The organism is Rudanella paleaurantiibacter (assembly GCF_009184635.1).
GTDB lineage: Bacteria > Bacteroidota > Bacteroidia > Cytophagales > Spirosomataceae > Rudanella > Rudanella paleaurantiibacter.
The window spans coordinates 165,442-185,691 of record NZ_WELI01000011.1 but is presented as its reverse complement, the minus strand read 5'-3'; the positions used below and the strand labels follow the sequence as shown (position 1 = coordinate 185,691).

General features: G+C 53.4%; 16 protein-coding genes. 11 read left to right on the top strand and 5 right to left on the bottom strand.

Annotated features, from left to right (window positions below):
* Positions 1-20: 20 nt before the first annotated feature.
* The 5 genes from F5984_RS22300 to F5984_RS22280 all read right to left on the bottom strand — a co-directional run bounded on the left by F5984_RS22300 (position 21) and on the right by F5984_RS22280 (position 7,083).
* Positions 21-527 carry a hypothetical protein gene (locus tag F5984_RS22300; protein ID WP_152126432.1) on the bottom strand — a complete coding sequence of 169 codons (507 nt, stop codon included), beginning with the start codon at positions 525-527 and terminating at the stop codon, positions 21-23.
* A 184-nt stretch (positions 528-711) separates the two neighbouring features.
* On the bottom strand, positions 712-1,875 hold the full coding sequence (locus F5984_RS22295) for an efflux RND transporter periplasmic adaptor subunit (RefSeq protein ID WP_152126431.1): 1,164 nt from the start codon (positions 1,873-1,875) through the stop codon (positions 712-714).
* Positions 1,876-1,878: 3 nt separating this feature from the next.
* Positions 1,879-4,974, bottom strand: a complete 3,096-nt coding sequence (locus F5984_RS22290) for an efflux RND transporter permease subunit (RefSeq protein WP_152126430.1) — start codon at positions 4,972-4,974, stop codon at positions 1,879-1,881.
* Positions 4,975-5,059: 85 nt separating this feature from the next.
* On the bottom strand, positions 5,060-5,452 hold the full coding sequence (locus tag F5984_RS22285; protein WP_152126429.1) for a hypothetical protein: 393 nt from the start codon (positions 5,450-5,452) through the stop codon (positions 5,060-5,062).
* Positions 5,453-5,481: 29 nt separating this feature from the next.
* Complete coding sequence (locus F5984_RS22280; protein ID WP_152126428.1) at positions 5,482-7,083, bottom strand: DUF1593 domain-containing protein; 1,602 nt, start codon at positions 7,081-7,083, stop codon at positions 5,482-5,484.
* A 170-nt stretch (positions 7,084-7,253) separates the two neighbouring features.
* Here F5984_RS22280 and F5984_RS22275 point away from each other — a divergent pair, with 170 nt between their 5' ends.
* The 11 genes from F5984_RS22275 (at position 7,254) to F5984_RS22225 (ending at position 20,249) form a co-directional block, all read left to right on the top strand.
* Complete coding sequence (locus F5984_RS22275; protein ID WP_152126427.1) at positions 7,254-7,925, top strand: response regulator; 672 nt, start codon at positions 7,254-7,256, stop codon at positions 7,923-7,925.
* Positions 7,926-7,944: 19 nt separating this feature from the next.
* The gene (locus F5984_RS22270; protein ID WP_152126426.1) at positions 7,945-9,300 is read left to right on the top strand and encodes a sensor histidine kinase; all 1,356 of its coding nucleotides are present in this window, start codon (positions 7,945-7,947) and stop codon (positions 9,298-9,300) included.
* A gap of 83 nt (positions 9,301-9,383) precedes the next feature.
* The gene (locus F5984_RS22265) at positions 9,384-9,677 is read left to right on the top strand and encodes a hypothetical protein (RefSeq protein WP_152126425.1); all 294 of its coding nucleotides are present in this window, start codon (positions 9,384-9,386) and stop codon (positions 9,675-9,677) included.
* Positions 9,678-9,713: 36 nt separating this feature from the next.
* Positions 9,714-10,814 (top strand): efflux RND transporter periplasmic adaptor subunit, encoded by a 1,101-nt coding sequence (locus F5984_RS22260; protein ID WP_152126424.1) that lies wholly within the window; start codon positions 9,714-9,716, stop codon positions 10,812-10,814.
* A 103-nt stretch (positions 10,815-10,917) separates the two neighbouring features.
* The gene (locus F5984_RS22255; protein ID WP_152126423.1) at positions 10,918-14,121 is read left to right on the top strand and encodes an efflux RND transporter permease subunit; all 3,204 of its coding nucleotides are present in this window, start codon (positions 10,918-10,920) and stop codon (positions 14,119-14,121) included.
* A complete protein-coding gene (locus F5984_RS22250) occupies positions 14,114-15,544 on the top strand; it encodes a TolC family protein (protein WP_152126422.1) in 1,431 nt (476 codons plus the stop codon). The genes F5984_RS22255 and F5984_RS22250 overlap by 8 nt, the downstream gene beginning before the upstream one ends.
* A gap of 134 nt (positions 15,545-15,678) precedes the next feature.
* Positions 15,679-16,194: a hypothetical protein gene (locus tag F5984_RS22245; RefSeq protein ID WP_246169271.1), complete on the top strand. Its 516-nt coding sequence runs from the start codon at positions 15,679-15,681 to the stop codon at positions 16,192-16,194.
* Complete coding sequence (locus tag F5984_RS22240; RefSeq protein WP_152126421.1) at positions 16,191-16,886, top strand: hypothetical protein; 696 nt, start codon at positions 16,191-16,193, stop codon at positions 16,884-16,886. Before F5984_RS22245 ends, F5984_RS22240 begins: the two co-directional genes overlap by 4 nt.
* 7 nt (positions 16,887-16,893) lie before the next feature.
* Positions 16,894-17,961 (top strand): CobW family GTP-binding protein, encoded by a 1,068-nt coding sequence (locus F5984_RS22235; RefSeq protein WP_152126420.1) that lies wholly within the window; start codon positions 16,894-16,896, stop codon positions 17,959-17,961.
* Positions 17,962-18,085: 124 nt separating this feature from the next.
* On the top strand, positions 18,086-19,297 hold the full coding sequence (locus F5984_RS22230; protein WP_152126419.1) for a GTP-binding protein: 1,212 nt from the start codon (positions 18,086-18,088) through the stop codon (positions 19,295-19,297).
* Between the two features lie 13 nt (positions 19,298-19,310).
* Positions 19,311-20,249: an NAD(P)/FAD-dependent oxidoreductase gene (locus tag F5984_RS22225; protein WP_152126418.1), complete on the top strand. Its 939-nt coding sequence runs from the start codon at positions 19,311-19,313 to the stop codon at positions 20,247-20,249.
* Position 20,250: the final 1 nt, after the last annotated feature.

Genomic DNA, 20,250 nt, shown 5'->3' with positions numbered 1-20,250 from the left:
TAGGGAAAATTAGCGGCCAGTTAACGAGCGTAGGCTACCGTGTTTGACGGAAATAAGATGCAGTTGACGAACAGTTCTCGGTTGTAGAGTACATTGAATTCGGATTGTGACTCGGGTTCATATATGGGCTTACTGCGACTGATCGACACAAATAATGGCAATAAATAACACCCATGAAGTACGGCAACAGAATGCCTCTGTAACTGGCTAAAGCTTTCGGTGATGGCCTTTTCCAAGGCAGCCTCAAACTGTGGATTAATAGCACGAGATAGACGATTGTTTTCCGCTTGCCCTACGCCGTTGACATCAAATCGTATAAAAACTAAACCCTCAAAACCACGTGGACTATCATACATTTTACTCATAATGGGCCTTGATAGCTTCCCAAAATTATGCCAGATTAGGGTGTGTGTCGATTTGACGAAGGCTGTTGTATCGAGCACGGCGGCTGGCTTAGTTTGCGCCTGTAGGTTGGCCATGCTCCCGATATAGAACATGACCAAAAACAAAAGCCGGTATACGTTCATCGTGTGTGGTTATATAACGAGCGAAAATCAAAGGTACTAGATGTCCAATTCTTGTGAATTAACCAATCGGTTGCAATAGCACGCGGATGACGCGAATTGGGCAGATGTACACCGGATCAGCCAGAATAATCCGCGAAAATGGATTTAATCCGTGTCATCCGCGTGCCTATTCCCCATACCCTCCTTAACCAGCCATTTTGGCCCGTTCGGCGCTGATAAAGTAAGCACCCTGCCGAACAATGGCTGCCCGGTTTATCTCTTTTGACAGAATTACCTCGATCCGGTGATTCTGCGTCACCCCGGTCTGAATCGGAACGAGGGTAAAAACCTGTTCACCGCTGGCTTGAGCTGGCTGCTGAACGTACACATAAGCCCGATTACCCTCCCGAACAACGGCATCTTCGGGCAGGGCCACCACCTGTCGGGGATTGGCCTGAATGGTAGCCCGCACGTACGAGCCAGCAAACAATCGGCTATAATCGCGGGCTTTCAGGTTGGCATGAACCAGCACCGTTCGGGTCTGATCGTCGAACGACTGCCCAACCCGGTACACCACAGCTTCTAACGGGCCGGTTTGCTGCTGAGCCACCGAAAACACCACGCGCTGCCCTTCGCGCACTTTCCGAATATCACTCTCAAACACCCGTAATTCAAGGTACAGGTGGTCTTTGTTCACAATCTCGACCAGCCCATCAGTAGGCCCCACGTATTGCCCAAGCCGCAGATTAACCTTGTCGACATACCCGCTAATAGGTGCCAGAAGCGTAATCGTGCGGCTAATGGTTCCCCGGCGCAGCGAGGCCAGTGGCAAATGAAGCTGAGCCAGTTGAGCCTCCAATGACGCCAGCAGGGCGCGGGTAGTTTCGTAGGCGGCCGATGACTCCTGCAACTTGCGCCGTGCCCCCACCTCCTCACGAGCCAGCTCAGTTTGGCGATCCAGCTCCTGCTGTTCAAACCGACTACGGGTAAGGGCCTGTAAGTATTCCTGTTGCAGCTTTACATAATCGGGGTGTTCGAGCACGGCCAACACCTGACCTTTACGCACAAAATCGCCCTCAACCAATCGGGTGGCCCGCACATACCCGCCCATGGGCGCGTGAACCGTGGCCCAGTGGTCGGGCGGAGCCTCTACTTTACCCGTTGCCTGAATCATGTCGCCGAGGGTTAGGGTATCCGGTGGGCCCAGCTCTATCCCCGTTTCCCGGAATTGCGCTTCCGTAATGGTCACCGACCGGATTTGGGTCTGCTCCGGTGTTTGGGTCGGGGTATCGGCTTCTTTCCCCGAACAGGCGAACAAGGTACCCGACAGGCTAATAAGCACTGCTTTATAGATGAGTGATGTTTTCATGGATTACGATTTTGTTTTGTGAGCAGACAGACTATACAATACCGGCAACACCACCAACGTGAGCAGCGTAGCCGACACCAGCCCGCCAATTACAACGGTAGCCAGCGGCTTTTGCACCTCAGCCCCAGCCGAGGTCGACAGGGCCATGGGCAAAAAGCCCATCGAGGCCACAGCAGCCGTCATGACTACGGGCCGAAACCGCACGGCCGTTCCCTGCCTGACCCGTTTGAGCGCATCGGCCACGCCTTCTTTTTGCAACTCATTGAAGTAGCTAATCAGCACGATTCCGTTCAGCACGGCTATCCCGAACAGGGCAATAAAGCCCACCCCGGCCGATATGCTAAACGGCATACCGCGCAACCAGAGGGCCACTACCCCACCAATGGCCGACAGCGGGATGGCCGAAAAAATAAGCAGAGCCTGCTGGGCCGAGCCAAACGTAAAATAGAGGAGTAAGCCAATGAGCACCAGGGCAAGCGGGACGGCAACGCCCAGCCTTTCTTTGGCTTTGACCAGATTTTCGAACTGCCCGCCAAACGTATAGCTGTACCCGGCCGGCAGAGGCACCTGCTTTTCGAGCACGGTTTTCATTTCGCCCACCAGACTCTCCACGTCGCGACCCCGTACGTTAATGCCAATGGTGATCCGGCGCCGGGCGTTGTCCCGCGAAATCTGCATGGGGGCATCCTGATAGCGAATGGTGGCCAACTCGGCCAAAGGGACCTGCTGGCCACCGGGCAAATCGACGTAAAGCTGACGGATATTTTCGATGTCCTGCCGATACGTGCTGTCCAGTCGTACCACCAGATCGAACCGCTTTTCCCCTTCAAACACGACCCCGGCTGCCTCACCCGCAAATGCGGCCTTCAAAATGCGGTTTAAACTCGCTACCGACACGCCGTACTGTGCCAGCCGAGCCCGGTTGTACGAAACGAGCATCTGCGGAAGCCCGCTAATCTGTTCTACTTTCAGGTCGGCCACGCCCGGAATCGACTTTATTTTAGCAGCCGCCAAATTGGCTTTGGCAAAGAGCGTAGCCAGGTCTTCGCCATAAATTTTGACCGCAATATCGGACTTCACACCTGTCATCAGCTCATTGAACCGGAGCTGAATAGGCTGGGTAAACTCCACGTTTAACCCCGGCATAACACTCAGGGCCCGCTCCATTTGGCCGATTAGCTCTTCTTTGGTCTCGGCCGAGGTCCACGCATCCGGTTCCTTGAGCAGCACCATTATGTCGGCCGCTTCAATAGGCATGGGGTCTGTGGGAATTTCGGCGGTACCAATTTTCGAGATCACATCGTTAACCTCCGGGAAGCTATTTTTCAGGATAGTCTCCATCCGTTGGGTGGTTTCGATGGTTTGCCGCAATGATGAGCCGGGTTTCAGGGTCAGGCTGATGGCAATATCGCCCTCGTCGAGATTTGGGATAAACTCACCCCCCATCGACATAAACAGCCCCACAGCCCCCGCCAGCAACCCCACCGACGCAGCCAACACGCTCTTGCGCCAGCGCAGGGCCCCCTCGAGCAAGGGGGCATAGAGCCGGTACAGCCATTTCATGATCCGGTCGGCCAGGGTGCCCTCTTCCTCAATGTCGCTGCGGAGCATCGTTGCGGCCATCATAGGCACGTACGTAACGCACAGGATCATGGCTCCTAAAATGGCAAACCCTACCGTCAGGGCCATGGGTCTGAACATCTTACCTTCAATGCCCGTAAGCGACAGAATTGGCACATACACAATCAGGATAATCAACTGACCAAACAAGGCCGACCGCATCAACCGACTCGCGGCATCCAGAGCTACATCGTCCATTGATTGCGACTTTGTAGCCCGGTTGTGCACAATGGTAAAAATCATGCTCTCGACAATAATCACAGCCCCATCAACAAGCAGCCCAAAATCGATTGCTCCCAGGCTCATAAGGTTTGCCGACACACCGAACGCGTGCATCATACCCAGCGCAAAGAGCATACAAAGTGGAATTACGGAGGCCACGACCAGACCGGCACGCCAGTTGCCCAGCAGCAAGAGCAGCACAGTCATCACAATCAGCCCCCCTTCAATGAGGTTCTTGGTCACGGTATGAATGGCCTTGTCGATGAGCACTTTACGGTCCAGAAATGGCTCAATGACCAGCCCCTCAGGCAAGCTCTTCTGAATTTCGACAATTCGCTCTTTAACGCCCGCGATGGTTTTTTCAGAGGATGCCCCTTTGAGCATCAGTACAATACCGCCAACTACCTCTCCTTTTCCGTTGCGGGTCATGGCACCGTACCGCACGGCATGGCCCTCGCCAACATCGGCCACATCACGAATAAGGATTGGGGTAGCCCCCACATTTTTCACGACAATCTGCCCGATTTCTTCGGCTGTTTTAACCATCCCTTCACCCCGAATAAAGAAGGCTTCGGGGCCTTTTTCGATATAACTCCCCCCGGTGTTGGCGTTGTTATCGGCCAAAGCGTCCATCACTTCGGTCAGGGTTGTGTTCATCCCGTGCAGCCGCTCTGGATTAATACGTACCTCGTATTCTTTCAGATAGCCGCCCAAACTGCTGATGTCGACTACACCGGGTACCCCCGCGAGTTGCCGTTTCACGATCCAGTCCTGCACCGTTCGGAGGTCGGTGGCGGAGTAGCGTTGTTCAAAACCGGCCTTCGGGTGAATGACATATTGGTAAATTTCGCCCAGACCAGTGGTGATGGGGGCCAGCTGCGGAGTCCCCATAGTCAGGCTCCCTTCGGCGGCTTTGAGCTGCTCGGTCACAAGCTGACGGGCCTGAAACGTCGGGGTAGCATCGTCAAAAACCACGGTAATTACCGACAAGCCGAATCGAGAAATCGACCGAATTTCGGTAACGCCGGGTACGTTTCGTAAAGTAGTTTCGAGCGGAAATGTGATAAACTGCTCGGTTTCCTGCGCGGCCAACGAAGGCACCTGCGTGATAACCTGCACCTGATTATTGGTAATGTCAGGAATGGCGTCGATGGGCAGCTGTTGCAGGGCATACAAGCCCCAGGCAATCAGCGCCAACACGCCCAGCCCCACCATCAGCTTTTGGCGGATGCTGAACTGAATGATTGTATGTAGCATAAAAATGGATAACGCGTTGAAACATAGCCTCAACTGGGCTTATCGAAACGATAAGCCGAGCGTGTAAAGGCAGAAAAAGGGGGCGTTATCCGAGCCGGGGCGGCTGGAGGAGCGGAGCTACCCGCAGAAAGGTGTACAGATTCTCGTACGTAAAGTGAATTGAGGGCCAGTTGAGAAAAGACTCCAATCGGGCCGGGACAAACTGAGGGGGCGTCAGCACAAAGACAAAGCCCGCCGACAAGTGATTATACAGCGGAATTTTGACACCTTCATGATCCGTTTTGGCATGTTTGGAAGACAGACCGTAGTGCATCTCCAAAAACTGCCAGATGTCAATATCCCCTTTGGCAATCTGTTTGTGCCACTGATAATGGGTGACCAGCCCGGGCAGCTTGAATACCTCCTCCACGTCAGTCTGCGGAAACAGACTGCCTACCAGGAGCAGCATACCCAAACACAAAGCGGTCACCGATTTCATAGAACAAAGGTAGGCAGAAATGAGGTTCGTTAGTTCTCGCGCACCTTCACAACCACCCGCACGTACCGGGTTAGGGCCGGGCTACCGGTGTCAGTTGCCTCCAGAATCAGGTGAATGGTTTGCCCACCTTTGGCATCTTTCGGAATCAAGATTTCGGTTCGGGGTGCGTTGGGACTCGTTATGGTTACCTCACCGGGGTAAGTGCCTACCCGAAATTGCCACCACCGAACCGCAACTGATTGCCCGTCAGGGTCAGACACCAGGCCGTTGAGCCGAATCGTTTGACCAGCCGACGCCATCACCGTGAGCGGCCCTTCCACCCGAACCACGGGTTCATGATTCGCATCGGCAAACCGAGGAGTTACCGACCATTTCATCCGGGCGGCAAAATCGCGCTGGGCATACGGGAAAAAGTTGGGGAACGTATTCGCGTTTTTAGCCATACGGGTATTGGCGGTACTCAGCGCGTTGGCCATGGCACTGGCACTCGTATCGAGCGACGTTGCCAGGCCAAACATGGAATTTTTCTTGCTTTCCTCCCGATCGATGCCCTGACCACCCCAACCCCCAAAGGAACCGAGTTCATAGGCCCGCAAGCCATTGCCGAGCATATTCATAAACGTGTGGTTGTCGCCCTCGCCAAGCCACGCCCCCTTAGGCTGCACCGGCATCCAGACGGCATAACCCATTTTTTTGAGTTGCTCGTTGGTGTAGCCAGTCAACCCAAAATAATCGAGTTTGTCGTCTTTAACCATTTGCTTCCCGTCGCCCCAAACGCGGTAAAGTGCGCCCAGCGGCCCCCGGCCGGTTACGTTTTCACTCATCCAGTTCGCAGTCAGGTACGGCGCATCTTCAGCGCGGGCTCCGAGTTGTGCCCCATAGCCGTAGTTAGGTCCCCCTTTGAACTGACGGTATTCAATAGCTGGCCAGTTGGGTGCGATGTACGTAGCGTACGTATCATCCTGATCACCCGAAGGCAGCAACACAACTTTGCGTGCTATTTTCGCTTTGATAGCCTCCCACTGTGCGGTGTATTCGTACTGCTCCTGAATGGATTTGAGCGCCCGGGCGATGGTGCTTTGCCCGCCCCAGGCTGTAATGTAAAGAGGCCCCGGTTTATCGTCGAGTATCAACGACTTTATCAGCTCAGAGCCGGGTGTATCCTTCGAGTAGTCCCCGTCAAACTCAATGTTTCCGTAGCGGATTTTAGCCTTCAGTTCAGCCGGAGCCGGGTAGCGGGTATTGTGAATTTTGAGGTTCGGGTACACCTTCGCATACGCATCCACGATGTCGTGAATAAACCGTTCGTCCTTGGCCCACCGCCATGATTCGCAGGGGCACAGATTCAGGCCAAACCGCGTGTACTCCCGGCCGGGCACAAACCAGCGGGTTCCCTTGCCGTCGCCTTTCCAATGGTAGCCGCTGCTGGCATAGATCAACCCCTCAATGTTCAGGTCGCTGCTATACAGCAGAAACCGGATAAGTGAGTTGTTATCATCCAGCTCAGGGTCGGCCGTAACCACAATCCGGGGCCGGGCGAGGGTTTGTGCGGCTGCGGATTGGCTGCCAAAGCAAAACAGAACAAGTACAGCTTGCAGGTAATGAACCAGTTTTGGCAGATTGCTTTTCATGCGTCGGAAGTTTACAGTCACGTTACGGTAGGCCCAATTGGGTATCGTGAAGGTAAACCACCTGTGACTGGTTTTATACTATTCAGCAACCGGAGTATTAACTTAGCCGCAGGGTTTCGATTCGGGTCGGGCAAAGCCTTTGCTACTTGTATTAGACTCCCAAACGTTCCATGAAAATACTTTTAGTTGAAGACGAAGAACGGCTGGCTTCCTTTATCCGCAAAGGAATGTCGGCCGAGGGGTACGAGGTTGAAGTGGCTTATGACGGGCGCATGGGCCTTTCGCTCTTTCGGCGGGATATGTATGATGTGATTATTCTGGACGTTAACCTGCCGCAGATGAACGGCTTTGAACTGTGCCGACACATCCGCGCCGAGAATGAGGCTGTGCCGGTACTGATGCTTACCGCGCTGGACAGCCTGGCGGATAAATCGGACGGCTTTGGTGCCGGGGCCGACGATTACCTCGCCAAGCCCTTTGAATTTGCCGAGCTGCTGCTACGGGTGCGCGCCCTCACCCGCCGGAGTGGTACCAAACGCGGGCAAATACTCCGATTGGCCGACCTGGAACTAAACCTCGACGCCAAGACCGTAACGCGGGCGGGCAAGCGTATTGACCTGACCACCCGCGAGTATGCCCTGATGGAGTACCTGATGCTTAACAAGGGCAAGATTATTTCCCGCGTCGATATTAGTGAGCGTGTCTGGAGCCTCAATTTCGATAGTGCCACGAACGTTATCGACGTGTATATCAGTTACCTGCGTAAAAAAATCGACAAAGACTTTTCGCCCAAATTGCTGCACACTATTGTGGGTATGGGGTACGTTCTGCGCGAAGATTAACCCGTTGCCACCCCGCTTTATGCTGATCCGAAACCGCCTGACCATCACGTTTACCCTTCTGGCCACCGCCATTCAGGTGACCCTTTCGGTGTTGGTCTGGTACTTCTACTCCCTGTACCGGCAGGAGGAGTTTTACAGTCGGCTGGAGTCGACGGCGCGGGTGGCCGGGCGGGTGCTGATTTCACGGCGGCATTTGCACGACGACTTCTTTAAGAACATGATTCGTACCGATCTGCTGTCCATTGTTGAGGAACAGATCAGTATTTTCGACAGTCGGCATAATCTCGTTTTCACGAACCGAACCCTCAAAGAATCAGACTACTACAAAGAAAAGATCCCCAAACTCGATACCACCTCCCTGTTTGAGTTTCGGAGCGGGCACCTGGAATCCATTGTCATTGCGTACCGGGACCGGGGGCAGTTGTTTTACATTTTTGCGTCCGGCTATGACCGAATTGGGCTGGTAAAACTAGAGACCCTGCAACAGATTCTCCTGTTAGCCAACCTGTTGGGCTTCACCCTGATTGTTCTGGCAGGCTGGTATTTTTCAGGGCGAGTGCTGCGGCCTATCTCGCAGATTGTCGATGAGGTAGAACAAATTACAGCCGTTGATCTGCACAAGCGGGTGCACGAAGGCAACCGGCGCGACGAAATCGCTCAACTCGCTATGACCTTTAACCAAATGCTGTTTCGGCTCGAAGATGCCTTTATTTCCCAACGCAGTTTTGTGGCCCATGCATCCCACGAGCTTCGTACCCCGTTGACCAACACCCTCGGCACCCTCGAAACGTCGCTCCGGTACGACCAAAACCCGGCCGATTGGCGGGAGAGTATGGAGGTGGCCGTCGACGAACTGAAAAAAGTAATTGCGCTGACCAACAGTTTGCTCAGTTTGGCTAAAGTCACCGACGGGTCGGTCACGCTGAGCTTAATTCAGGTTGATGATTGCCTGCTGACGGCCATCGGGCAGGTGCAGGCGAAATATCCGGGGCGGAGCCTGCCCCTACAGTTTATATCTGACGAAGACGATTCGTTTACCATCCGCGGCAGCGCAAGCCTGCTCACTACCGCTTTGCTGAACGTGCTCGATAATGCCTGCAAATACTCGAGCGAACCCGTTTCGATTCAGTTACGGGCCTGGGACGAGCACATTATTGTAACGGTGATGGATCAGGGACGGGGCATCACCGACGCCGACATTGTTCACATTCTCGACCCATTGTACCGGGGCAAAAACGTGGACGGCGTACCGGGCTACGGCATTGGGCTGGCGGTCACCCAGAAAATTATCGACCTGCACCAGGGCACCTTACACTTCACCTCCAAAGAAGGTCAGGGCACGTCGGTAACAATCACCCTGCCCAGTGCCCTGTAGCGCTTCTAATATCTTCTAATTTCCTTCTCATACCGCTCTAATGTGAGCCGCTTGTTTTGTGTCTGTAATCAGAGACACAGGCAATGCAACGTCCGAATATTCCCGCTCGGCGGTCAGAATCGATCTTACTGTATGGCTTTGGACTGGCGCTGGCCCTTTCGCTGGCGTTCAACGGTTTCTTATTGATCAAGCAAAGCCATACCCGCAGCATTTACGAATACGAAATGCGCAACACAACCGCTCATGCCGGCGACGACACCGATGAGCGGGTCAGGCTCCGTGCTGTCGACGTGCCACAGGCAAACCCGATGGACTCGACTACGGAAGCACCACCGCCCAACCACCCGAACTCCGGTCAGAAACCCGCAGAAAAGTAATCTCAATCTCCCAAACATAATCCCGTCAATACAACCATGTTCATTACGGTTCATACCAGAAAAATTCTCCTGCTTAGCTGCCTGAGTGCCTTGTTGGGCAACGTAGGCTGTTCGACCAAAGCGGAAGAGCACAAAGAGGAAGCGGTTAGCTACCCGGTGACCAGCCCTCTACTCAAAGACACAACGGCCACCAAAGAGTACGTGTGTCAGGTTCGGGCTATTCAGCACATTGAGGTCCGCGCCCTCGAAAAGGGGTATCTACAAAAGATTTTTGTCGATGAAGGCCAGCACGTAAAAAATGGACAACTGATGTTTCAGATCATGCCCGTGGTTTACAATGCCGAGTTGCAGAAATCACAGGCCGAGGCCAACTATGTCGGCATTGAGTACCAGAACACCAAGCGGCTGGCCGACAGCAATATTGTCTCAAAAAATGAGCTGGCACTCGCCAAAGCCAAATTCGATAAGGCAAATGCCGAGGTTGCACTGGCTAAAACGCATTTGCAGTTCACCCAAATCAAGGCTCCGTTTAGCGGCATCATGGACCACTTTCAGGTACGGCTGGGTAGCCTTGTCGACGAAGGTGATTTGCTCACAACCCTGTCGGATAACAGCAAAATGTGGGTGTACTTCAACGTACCCGAGGCCGAATACCTCGATTACAAAACCCACCAGAAAGACAACGGCGTAAACGTGAATCTGGTAATGGCCAACAACGAGGTATTCCCGCATCCGGGCGTGGTGCAGACCATCGAAGCCGACTTCAATAACGAAACGGGCAACATCGCGTTTCGGGCCACATTCCCAAACCCACAGGGGTTACTGCGGCACGGCGAAACAGGACTTGTGCGTATGAAAGTCCCTCTCCGTAACGCCCTCATTATTCCGCAGAAAGCCACGTTTGAGGTGCTGGAGAAAAAATACGTGTACGTAGTAGACAAAGCCGGGGTGGTACGGTCGCGGGAAATCTCAATTGCCGCCGAAATGCCCCACATTTTCGTGGTGCAGAGTGGCCTGAAGAAAGACGACACCATCATTCTGGAAGGTCTGCGTCAGGTTAAGGAAAACGAAAAAGTGCACGTGAAATACCAGCGGCCCGAAGCCGTGATCTCGAACCTAAGCCTTTACGCTGAATAGTGCAGCTAGTTTTGCGTGTGCAGTTTTCGGACGGCAGTTGAACGACATCACTGATACGACCACCCGAAAACTGTACACCGAAAACTGTAAACTTTTCTTTTTTATGTTTTCAAAATTCATACGCAGACCCGTATTCGCAATTGTAATATCGGTCATGATCGTCTTCGTTGGCGTACTGGCGATCAAAAAGCTTCCCATCTCACAATTCCCCGATATTGCCCCGACTACGGTCAACATATTTATTGCGTATCCCGGTGCCAGTGCTGATGTACTCGTAAAATCGACGCTCATCACGCTCGAACAGGCCATCAACGGGGTGCAGGACATGCGCTACATCGCTACCGATGCCACGAGCGCGGGCGAGGCTACCCTCCGCATTATTTTTGAGCCAGGTACCGACCCCAACGACGCCGTTGTCCGGGTTAAAACGCGGGTCGATCAGGTGATGCCGCTGCTGCCCGAACTGGTGCAGCGCGAAGGGGTAATTATCACACCCGTGCAGCCAAGTATGTTGATGTACGTGAACCTGTATTCGAAGGATAAGCGCATCGACGAAAAATTCCTGTTCAACTACGCGACGGTCAAAATGATCCCCGAAATCCAGCGGACCAAGGGCGTTGCCCGCGCGCAGATTCTGGGTAGCCGACGGTACGCCATGCGGGTGTGGCTCAACCCCGACCGGATGCGGGCTTACAATATTTCGACGGAAGAAGTGATGAAAGCTCTGGGCGAGCAAAGCATCATTGGCCGGCCGGGTCGTATCGGACAAAGTTCGGGTATTGCGGCTCAGTCGCTCGAATACGTGCTCACCTACAAAGGCCGCTACAGCGAACCCAAAGAGTACGAAGACATCATTATTCGGGCCAATGCCGAGGGAGAAAGTATTCACCTGCGCGATATTGCCCGCGTGGAGCTGGGTAGTGAATTTTTCGACATCTACTCCAACCTCGACGGGCAGGCTTCGGCCGCTATTGTACTGCGGCAAAACTACGGTAGCAATGCGAGTGAGGTAATTGATGAAGTAAAGGCGAAACTCGAAACCATGAAAGGGTCGTTTCCGCCGGGTGTCGACTACAAAATCAGCTACGACGTATCGCAGTTTCTCGACGCATCTATTGAGCAGGTGATTCACACCCTCCGCGACGCTTTTCTTCTGGTAGCACTCGTCGTCTTCGTGTTCCTCGGCGACTGGCGGTCTACGCTGATTCCGATTCTGGCCGTTCCGGTATCGTTGGTCGGAGCCTTTTTTGTGATTCAGTTCTTCGGTCTTTCCATCAACCTCATCACCCTGTTTGCCCTCGTACTGGCTATCGGTATTGTGGTCGATGATGCCATTGTGGTGGTTGAGGCCGTGCACGCAAAAATGGAAGAAGAGCCTCATATATCACCGTTTGGGGCTGTCCGGAAAGTGCTGGGTGAAATCAGCGGGGCTATTATTGCCATCACAGCGGTTATGGTATCCGTGTTTCTGCCCATCTCGTTTATGACGGGTCCTGTGGGTACATTCTACCGTCAGTTTTCCATTACGATGGCCTCATCCATCGTGATTTCGGCCCTGGTTGCCTTGACGCTGACACCGGTTTTGTGCGCTATGTTGTTGAAAAACCATCACGGCCACACCCGACGCAAAACCCTGCTGACGCGGGCTCTCGACCGGTTCAACCGGGGTTTCGACAAGCTGACCGGGCGTTATGTAGGCCTGTTGAAACTGATTGTCAACCGCCGGGTGGTCACGTTTGGAGTTTTGGCACTCTTCTGTCTGGGTATTGCGTACGAGAACAAGATTCTCCCAGCCGGTTTTATTCCGAATGAAGATCAGAGTACCATTTACGCCATCATTCAGACCCCTCCGGGTTCCACCCTGGAGAAAACCAATCAGGTGTCGCAGGCTTTGCAGAAAATCTGCCGGGGCGTCGAAGGTATCGAGTCCATCTCCTCACTGGCTGGCTACGAGATCATGACCGAAGGCCGGGGCTCCAACGCAGGCACCTGTCTGATTAACCTCAAGCCCTGGTCGGAACGCGACCATAACGTGAAGGAAATCATGGAAGAGCTGGAGGAAAAATCGCGCGGTCTGGGGGCTATCGTCGAGTTTTTCGAACCACCCGCCATTCCGGGCTTTGGTACCTCGGGCGGTTTCTCGATGCGTTTGCTTGATAAGAACACCGATACCGATTACCGCGAGTTCGACCGGGTGAACAAGGAGTTTATGGACAATCTGGGCAAACGCAAAGAGCTAACCGGCCTGTTTACATTCTTCGCGGCCAACTACCCGCAGTACGAGTTGGTCATCGACAATAAACTGGCCATGCAAAAGGGGGTTTCGATTGGCAAAGCCATGGACAACCTCAACATCATGATTGGTAGCACGTACGAGCAGGGCTTTATCAAATTCAATCAGTTCTTTAAGGTTTATGTACAGTCGGACCCCAGTTTCCGCCGTCTGCCAACGGATCTGCTCAAACTATTTGTGAAGAACGATGCGGGCGAAATGGTGCCTTACTCGGCCTTCATGCAACTCAAAAAAGGACAGGGCCCCAACGAGATCACCCGCTTTAACCTGTACAACTCCTCAGCTATTCAGGGGCTACCCGCCAAAGGGTACACCACCGCCGAAGCCATTGAGGCTATCCGCGAAGTGGCGTCCCAAACGCTGCCCAAAGGCTACGACATTGCGTTTGAGGGCCTTTCGTACGACGAATCCATCCGGGGCAATGAGTCCTTGTATGTGTTCCTGATTGTGCTGGCCTTCGTGTACATGGTACTGGCGGCTCAGTATGAGAGTTTTATCATTCCGCTGGCGGTGGTATTCTCGTTACCTGTTGGGGTGTTCGGCTCGTTTTTTATGCTCAAGCTGATGGGGCTCGAAAACAACATCTACGCCCAAATCGGCCTCATTATGCTCGTCGGTTTGCTGGGTAAAAATGCCGTGTTGATTGTGGAGTTTGCGGTGCAAAAACGACAGGAGGGGGCCTCCATCCTGAACGCAGCCATCGAGGGAGCCAAGGTCCGCTTCCGACCCATTCTGATGACTTCCTTCGCGTTTGTGGCCGGTCTGATTCCGCTCCTGATTGCGACCGGTGCGGGGGCCATTGGCAACCGGACCATTGGTGCCTCGGCTATGGGCGGTATGTTGTTCGGAACCATTCTGGGCGTCGTTATCATCCCCGGCCTGTACTACATTTTCGCTCACCTTGCCGACGGACGCAAGCTTATCCGGGATGAAGAAGATGAGCCCCTTAGCGAGAACCTTGTCCATCAAATCGACACATTCCCTGTCATTGAAGAACGCGAAAACCATGTTTAAACGACTTATTTCAGGTGGGCTAAGCGTAGCTTTTCTGACGCTGGCTATCACCTCATGCAAAACGCCAATGCTGGTTGGCCGAACGGAGAACCGCACCGTACCCGTACGTTTTGGCGCGGGACAGGACTCCGTAAATACAGGCAAACTAATCTGGCGGGAGTTCTTTACCGACCCCTACCTGGCTGCCCTGATCGACACGGCCCTGCACAATAATCAGGAGCTGAACATCACGCTGCAGGAGATACAGATTGCCCAGAACGACATCCGGGCGCGAACCGGGGAGTACCTGCCTTTTGTGGGTCTGCGGGCCGATGCGGGGGTCGACAAGGTGGGCCGATACACTCGGCCGGGGGCTGTGGAAGAAAACAACGAGATTCGCCCCGGTCGTCGTTTCCCCAACCCGCTACCCGACTTTCGGCTGGCGGCCAACGTCTCGTGGGAGGTCGACATCTGGAACAAGCTGCACAACGCAAAGCGCGCGGCCGCAACCCGGTATCTGTCTTCCATTGAAGGCAAAAACTTCGCCGTCACAAACATCGTTGCCGAGATTGCCAATTCGTACTATGAGTTATTAGGCCTTGACAATCAACTGGATATTGTTCGTAAAAATATTGAGATTCAGACAAACGCCCTGAACATTGTGCGGACGCAGAAAGAGTCGGCGCGGGTGACGGAGTTGGCTGTCCGGCGGTTCGAGGCCCAAGTTCTGGGTACGCAAAGCCTCCAATACAACATTCAGCAGCGGATCACCGAAACCGAAAACCGGATCAATTTCCTCGTGGGTCGGTTTCCGCAACCGGTACAACGGAGCACTCAGGATTTCAACCTGCTGGTTCCTCAGCCGGTGCGGGCCGGTCTTCCGTCGCAGCTGTTACAGAACCGGCCGGATATCCGCCGGGCAGAGCGCGAACTCGAAGCCGCCCGACTTGATGTTGAGGTAGCGCGAGCCAATTTTCTGCCTTCGTTAGACCTTTCAGCTGCGGTAGGTTTTAACGCATACAATCCGGCCCTGTTGCTCTCTCCCGAATCTCTACTTTACTCGCTGGTGGGTGGGTTGAGCCGCCCATTGGTCAACCGGAACGCGATTAAGGCTATGTACGCCAGTGCCAATGCCCGGCAGATTCAGGCCGTTTTCAATTACGAACGCGCCATTCTAAACGCTTACATCGAAGTGGCTAATCAGTTGGCAAATATGAATAACCTCCAAAAGAGCTATGATTTCAAGGCTCGGCAGGTTGATGCGCTACTTCAGTCCACCAACATCTCCAATACCTTGTTCAAGTCGGCGCGCGCTGATTACATGGAGGTGTTGCTGACACAGCGCGATGCGCTCGAATCGCGGTTCGATCTGGTCGAAACGCGAATGCAGCAACTCAACGCGATGGTGAATGCGTACCGCGCCCTAGGTGGCGGCTGGAATTAAGGAATAGGGGTCAGGTAAAGTGAACGAGTCGCAGCCTGATAGGTCGAATGTGGCCTGTCAGGCTGTTTTTAGTTGATGCAAGCTACTTTGCGAGCGCAAATTTGTTAATTTGCAATTCGCAAATTGCAAATTGCATGAAGAAACACAATGGAATGCGGCCCCTGGACATTGTGGTGCTGCTGAAAATAATTGCACTGGGCGAACAAGGCTGGCTAAAAAAAGACCTGGCCGGATGGCTTCAGATAAGCGCTTCGGAGGTAAGCGAGTCGATGAATCGTTCCGAAATAGCCGGATTGATCGACAATACACATCGTTCGGTTATGCGTCGGGCATTGCTGGAGTTTTTGCAACACGGTTTGCGTTACGTATTTCCACAACGACCGGGCGCTATGGTTGTCGGTATGCCAACAGCCCATTCAGCACCATTACTAGCCAGATCATTCGTTTCATCCGAAGCGTACGTCTGGCCGGATGCGTACGGAACCGTGCGAGGACAGGCCATTGAGCCACTTTACATAACCGTCCCCCAGGCCTGCCGGTTGGACGGCAATTTATATGACTTACTAGCTTTGACAGATGTATTGCGCGTAGGTAAGGCCCGCGAAATGGTACTGGCGAAAACAATGTTACAAGATCGCATTTTAACATGAGTGTAGCAGGCGAGGTGAACCGCTTACGGCTGCGGGTTGTGGCCAACTTGCTGGCCCACTTAAAGCAAGACATTGTATTTGTAGGGGGCGCTACCGTATCCCTTTACGTCGACTCCAACACATCGTCCGATATCAGACCAACCGATGACGTAGATGTGGTTGTCGAACTGGCCACGTATGGGTTGTATAGCGAACTGGATTCTCAACTTAGATCAATTGGTTTTCAGAACGATGTCATGTCGGGCATAATCTGCCGGTACGTAGTTCAAGGAATCACCGTTGACATAATGCCCACCGATCCGTCGATTCTTGGCTTTAGTAATCGCTGGTATGCAGATGGATTCCGTACGGCAATGTCCTGCAAACTGGATGAGCAAACGTCCATCAAGATATTTACATTGCCTTACTTCGTGGCATCAAAATGGGAAGCCTGTAAAGGACGTGGAGGGGAAGACCTTCGATGGAGTACCGACTTTGAGGATATTATTTTTGTTCTCGATCAGGTTTCGGATGTTGAAAATAAGCTAATAAACTCAACAGCCCCTGTCAGAACCTACCTCCGCGATGAATTTAATCAGCTACTGAATCGACCCGATCTGGATGAATGCATTTACGTACACCTTGAACCCCGTTTTGCATCGGTACGAACACAACGAATCAGGTCTTTGATCGAAACCGTAGCGCTACCTTAATACCACAATGGCAAAAGACGTAACCATCCTGACCGGGTTTCTGGGATCGGGCAAAACCACCCTGCTCAATGCCTTACTGAATGAGCAAGTCGGCCGGCGCTTCGCGCTGATCGAGAATGAGTTTGGAGAAGAGGGCATCGACGGCGAACTGATTGTCAGACCGGATATCGACATTACCGAACTGAGTAACGGCTGTTTGTGCTGTACCCTCAGCAACAACTTACTCGATGTACTGGACGCCCTGAGCCAGCGGCAGCACAGCTTCGACGAGTTGATTATTGAAACAACCGGTATCGCTGATCCGTCGAATATTGCGGTTCCGTTTATGATGGTGCCCGCGGTACAGGAAGCCTTCTGTATCAAGCGGGTGATCTGCCTCGTGGATGCCGAACTGGTTGAAGATCAGCTCCGTGACACCGAAGAAGCTATTGGCCAGATTTCGTTTGCCGATGTTATTCTGATCAACAAAACCGACCGCGTGAGCCCTGAGTACCTAACCCGACTACGCACAACCCTGAACGAGATTAACCCGTTGGCGGAGGTGCTGGTTGGTCATAAAGAGGCTTATCCGATTGCCGAACTGCTGGCCGTAGTGCGTGATGAATCCGAGACCGCTGGCATTGCCCGGCTCACGCCCACCCGGCCCAATTTGCCCGGGGCTTATTCAACGCCAACCGCACAGCCACAACTCGCAGAGGCCCCGCCCAAAGCCCATCACCATCGGCACAGCAATCTGGTTTCTGTCAGCTTCCGGTTCACCAAGTCGCTGGATTTAACCCGGTTGTACCACCGCCTGACTACCTTGCTCCTGTTTCATGGCAAAGACCTGTACCGCATAAAAGGGGTGATTTATGACCGGTCGCGGGCCGAGCGATGGGTCGTTCAGTCAGTTGGCCAGACCCTTACGTTGGTGGACGGAGCACCGTGGCAGACTGACGACGAACGAGTGAGTCGGCTGGTATTCATCGGTCGTGGCCTCAAAACCGCCGAACTGGAAACAATGCTCGGACAATGTTTCTCGAAAGAACCCGATGCTGGCTCGTCTGATCTACTTCGACAAACGCCCAGCCTGTAAAACTTGAACGCGACAGCAAGTTTTATTTATTCCTTTTTGCAACCTTGTTGCAAAAAGGAATACCTTTGTCATAGTTCCGTGCATGGTTGCGTCGGCAATCTATCCCGCACGATACCCTTTGGCAATGAAAAAACTACCTGTTACGGTCCTGAGCGGCTTTTTGGGAGCCGGTAAAACCACCCTTCTCAACCACGTACTGCATAATAAACAGGGCCTCAAAGTGGCGGTTATCGTCAACGATATGAGTGAGGTCAATGTGGATGCACAACTGGTTCATCAGCAAAGTACCCTATCGCGCACCGAAGAAAAGCTGGTCGAAATGTCGAATGGTTGCATTTGCTGCACCTTGCGCGAAGACCTCATGCAGGAAGTAGAAAAACTGGCCCGTGAAAATCGCTTCGACTACCTCCTGATTGAGTCTACCGGGATTTCGGAACCGCTACCCGTAGCCCAAACCTTTTCGTTTGTGGATGCGGAGAATGGCATTGACCTTTCCCGGTTTGCCCGGCTCGATACGCTCGTAACGGTTGTGGATGCGTTCAACTTCCCGAAAGATTTTGGCTCCATCGACAATGTGTATGGAAGGGCTCTCAATGATGACCCCTCCGATACGCGTACCATTGTAAACCTGCTCACCGACCAGATTGAGTTCGCTAACGTGCTGATTTTAAACAAGACCGATTTGCTAACCCGGCATCAGGTCGGCGAACTCAAAGCCATTCTGCACACACTCAATCCTTCAGCCAAACTAATCGAATCACAATTCTCAAAGGTCGATCCGGCTCAGATTCTACATACGAACCTATTCGATTTTGATGAGGCATCGCAATCGGCGGGCTGGATTCAGGAGTTGCAAAATCACCAGAACGGCATCAGTCACACGCCCGAAACCGAAGAGTACGGTATCCGCTCATTTGTGTTCCGCGACGTTCGGCCGTTTCACCCGGAGCGCTTCTGGCAATACCTGAGTGAACATTTTCCGGCGGGGATTATCCGCAGTAAAGGCCTGTTCTGGCTCGCTTCACGGCCCAACGAAGCTCTCAACTTTAGCCAGGCCGGGGGTAGCCTCCGGGCCGAACGAGCTGGGGTTTGGTGGGCCTCCATGCCGTTTCAGGAGCGTATTCGATACGGTTCATTCCTGGACAACCGCGACCAGATCGAACGTCGCTGGCACAAACGCTTTGGCGACCGGCAAAACGAACTGGTCATTATCGGTCAGGATCTAAACGAGCCTCAGATACGCGCCGAATTAGACCAATGCCTGTGCTCCGAACCAGAAATAGCGCATATGGAAGCCAACGGCCGCTTTAAGGACCCATTTCCAGTTTGGGAGTAAACCATTCCACAGTATGACAACCAACAAGATTTACGACGTAATCATCATTGGAGGGAGTTGCGCGGGACTGAGTGCCGCGCTGGTATTGGGTCGTTCGCTCCGGGAGGTACTGGTTATCGACGCCGGGCGTCCCTGCAACCGCCAAACTCCTCATTCACACGGCTTTCTAACCCGCGACGGCGAATCGCCCACTCAACTTCTGGCCATCGCCCGTGAGCAATTGACCCACTATCCTAACGTGACCTTACGTACAGGACTGGTCGTGAAGGCCGAAAAGCAAACGGAGGGATTTCGGGTGACGACACAACCAGAGGCAACTGATGCGGGCGAAGACTTCTCAGCTCGCAGGCTGCTGCTGGCAACCGGCGTTTTCGACATCATGCCCGACTTGCCAGGCTTTGCCGAATGCTGGGGGCGCTCGGTACTTCACTGCCCGTATTGTCATGGGTACGAAGTTCACGGGCAACCTCTGGGCGTTTTGGCAAACGGTGAGGTCGGTTACGAGATGGCTACCCTCATTCAGCACTGGGCGGGCCACCTGACGCTGTTCACCAACGGCCCATCGACACTGACCGACACACAGAAAAACGTGCTGGGCCAGCTGCACATTCCGATTGTTGAAACGCCGATAAAGGCTATTGCGCATCAGGCCGGAATGCTTACCCATCTGCTCTTGGCAGACGATAGCACAAAGCCGCTCAGTGCAGTGTTTTCCCGCGTTCCCTTCCGCCAGCATACCAACATTGCCGAGCAGTTGGGCTGCGAACTACAGGAAAACGGGTTGATTAAAGTCGGTGAGGTTGGTGATACATCCGTTCCGGGCGTGTTTGCCGCCGGAGATACCAAAACGCTGTACCGACAGGTTACTCAGGCGGTTGCAGGCGGTGCCAAAACAGGAGCCTGGATCAATCGAGAGCTACTGACGGCTTCGTTGCAGGAGCGCATTTTTTAAG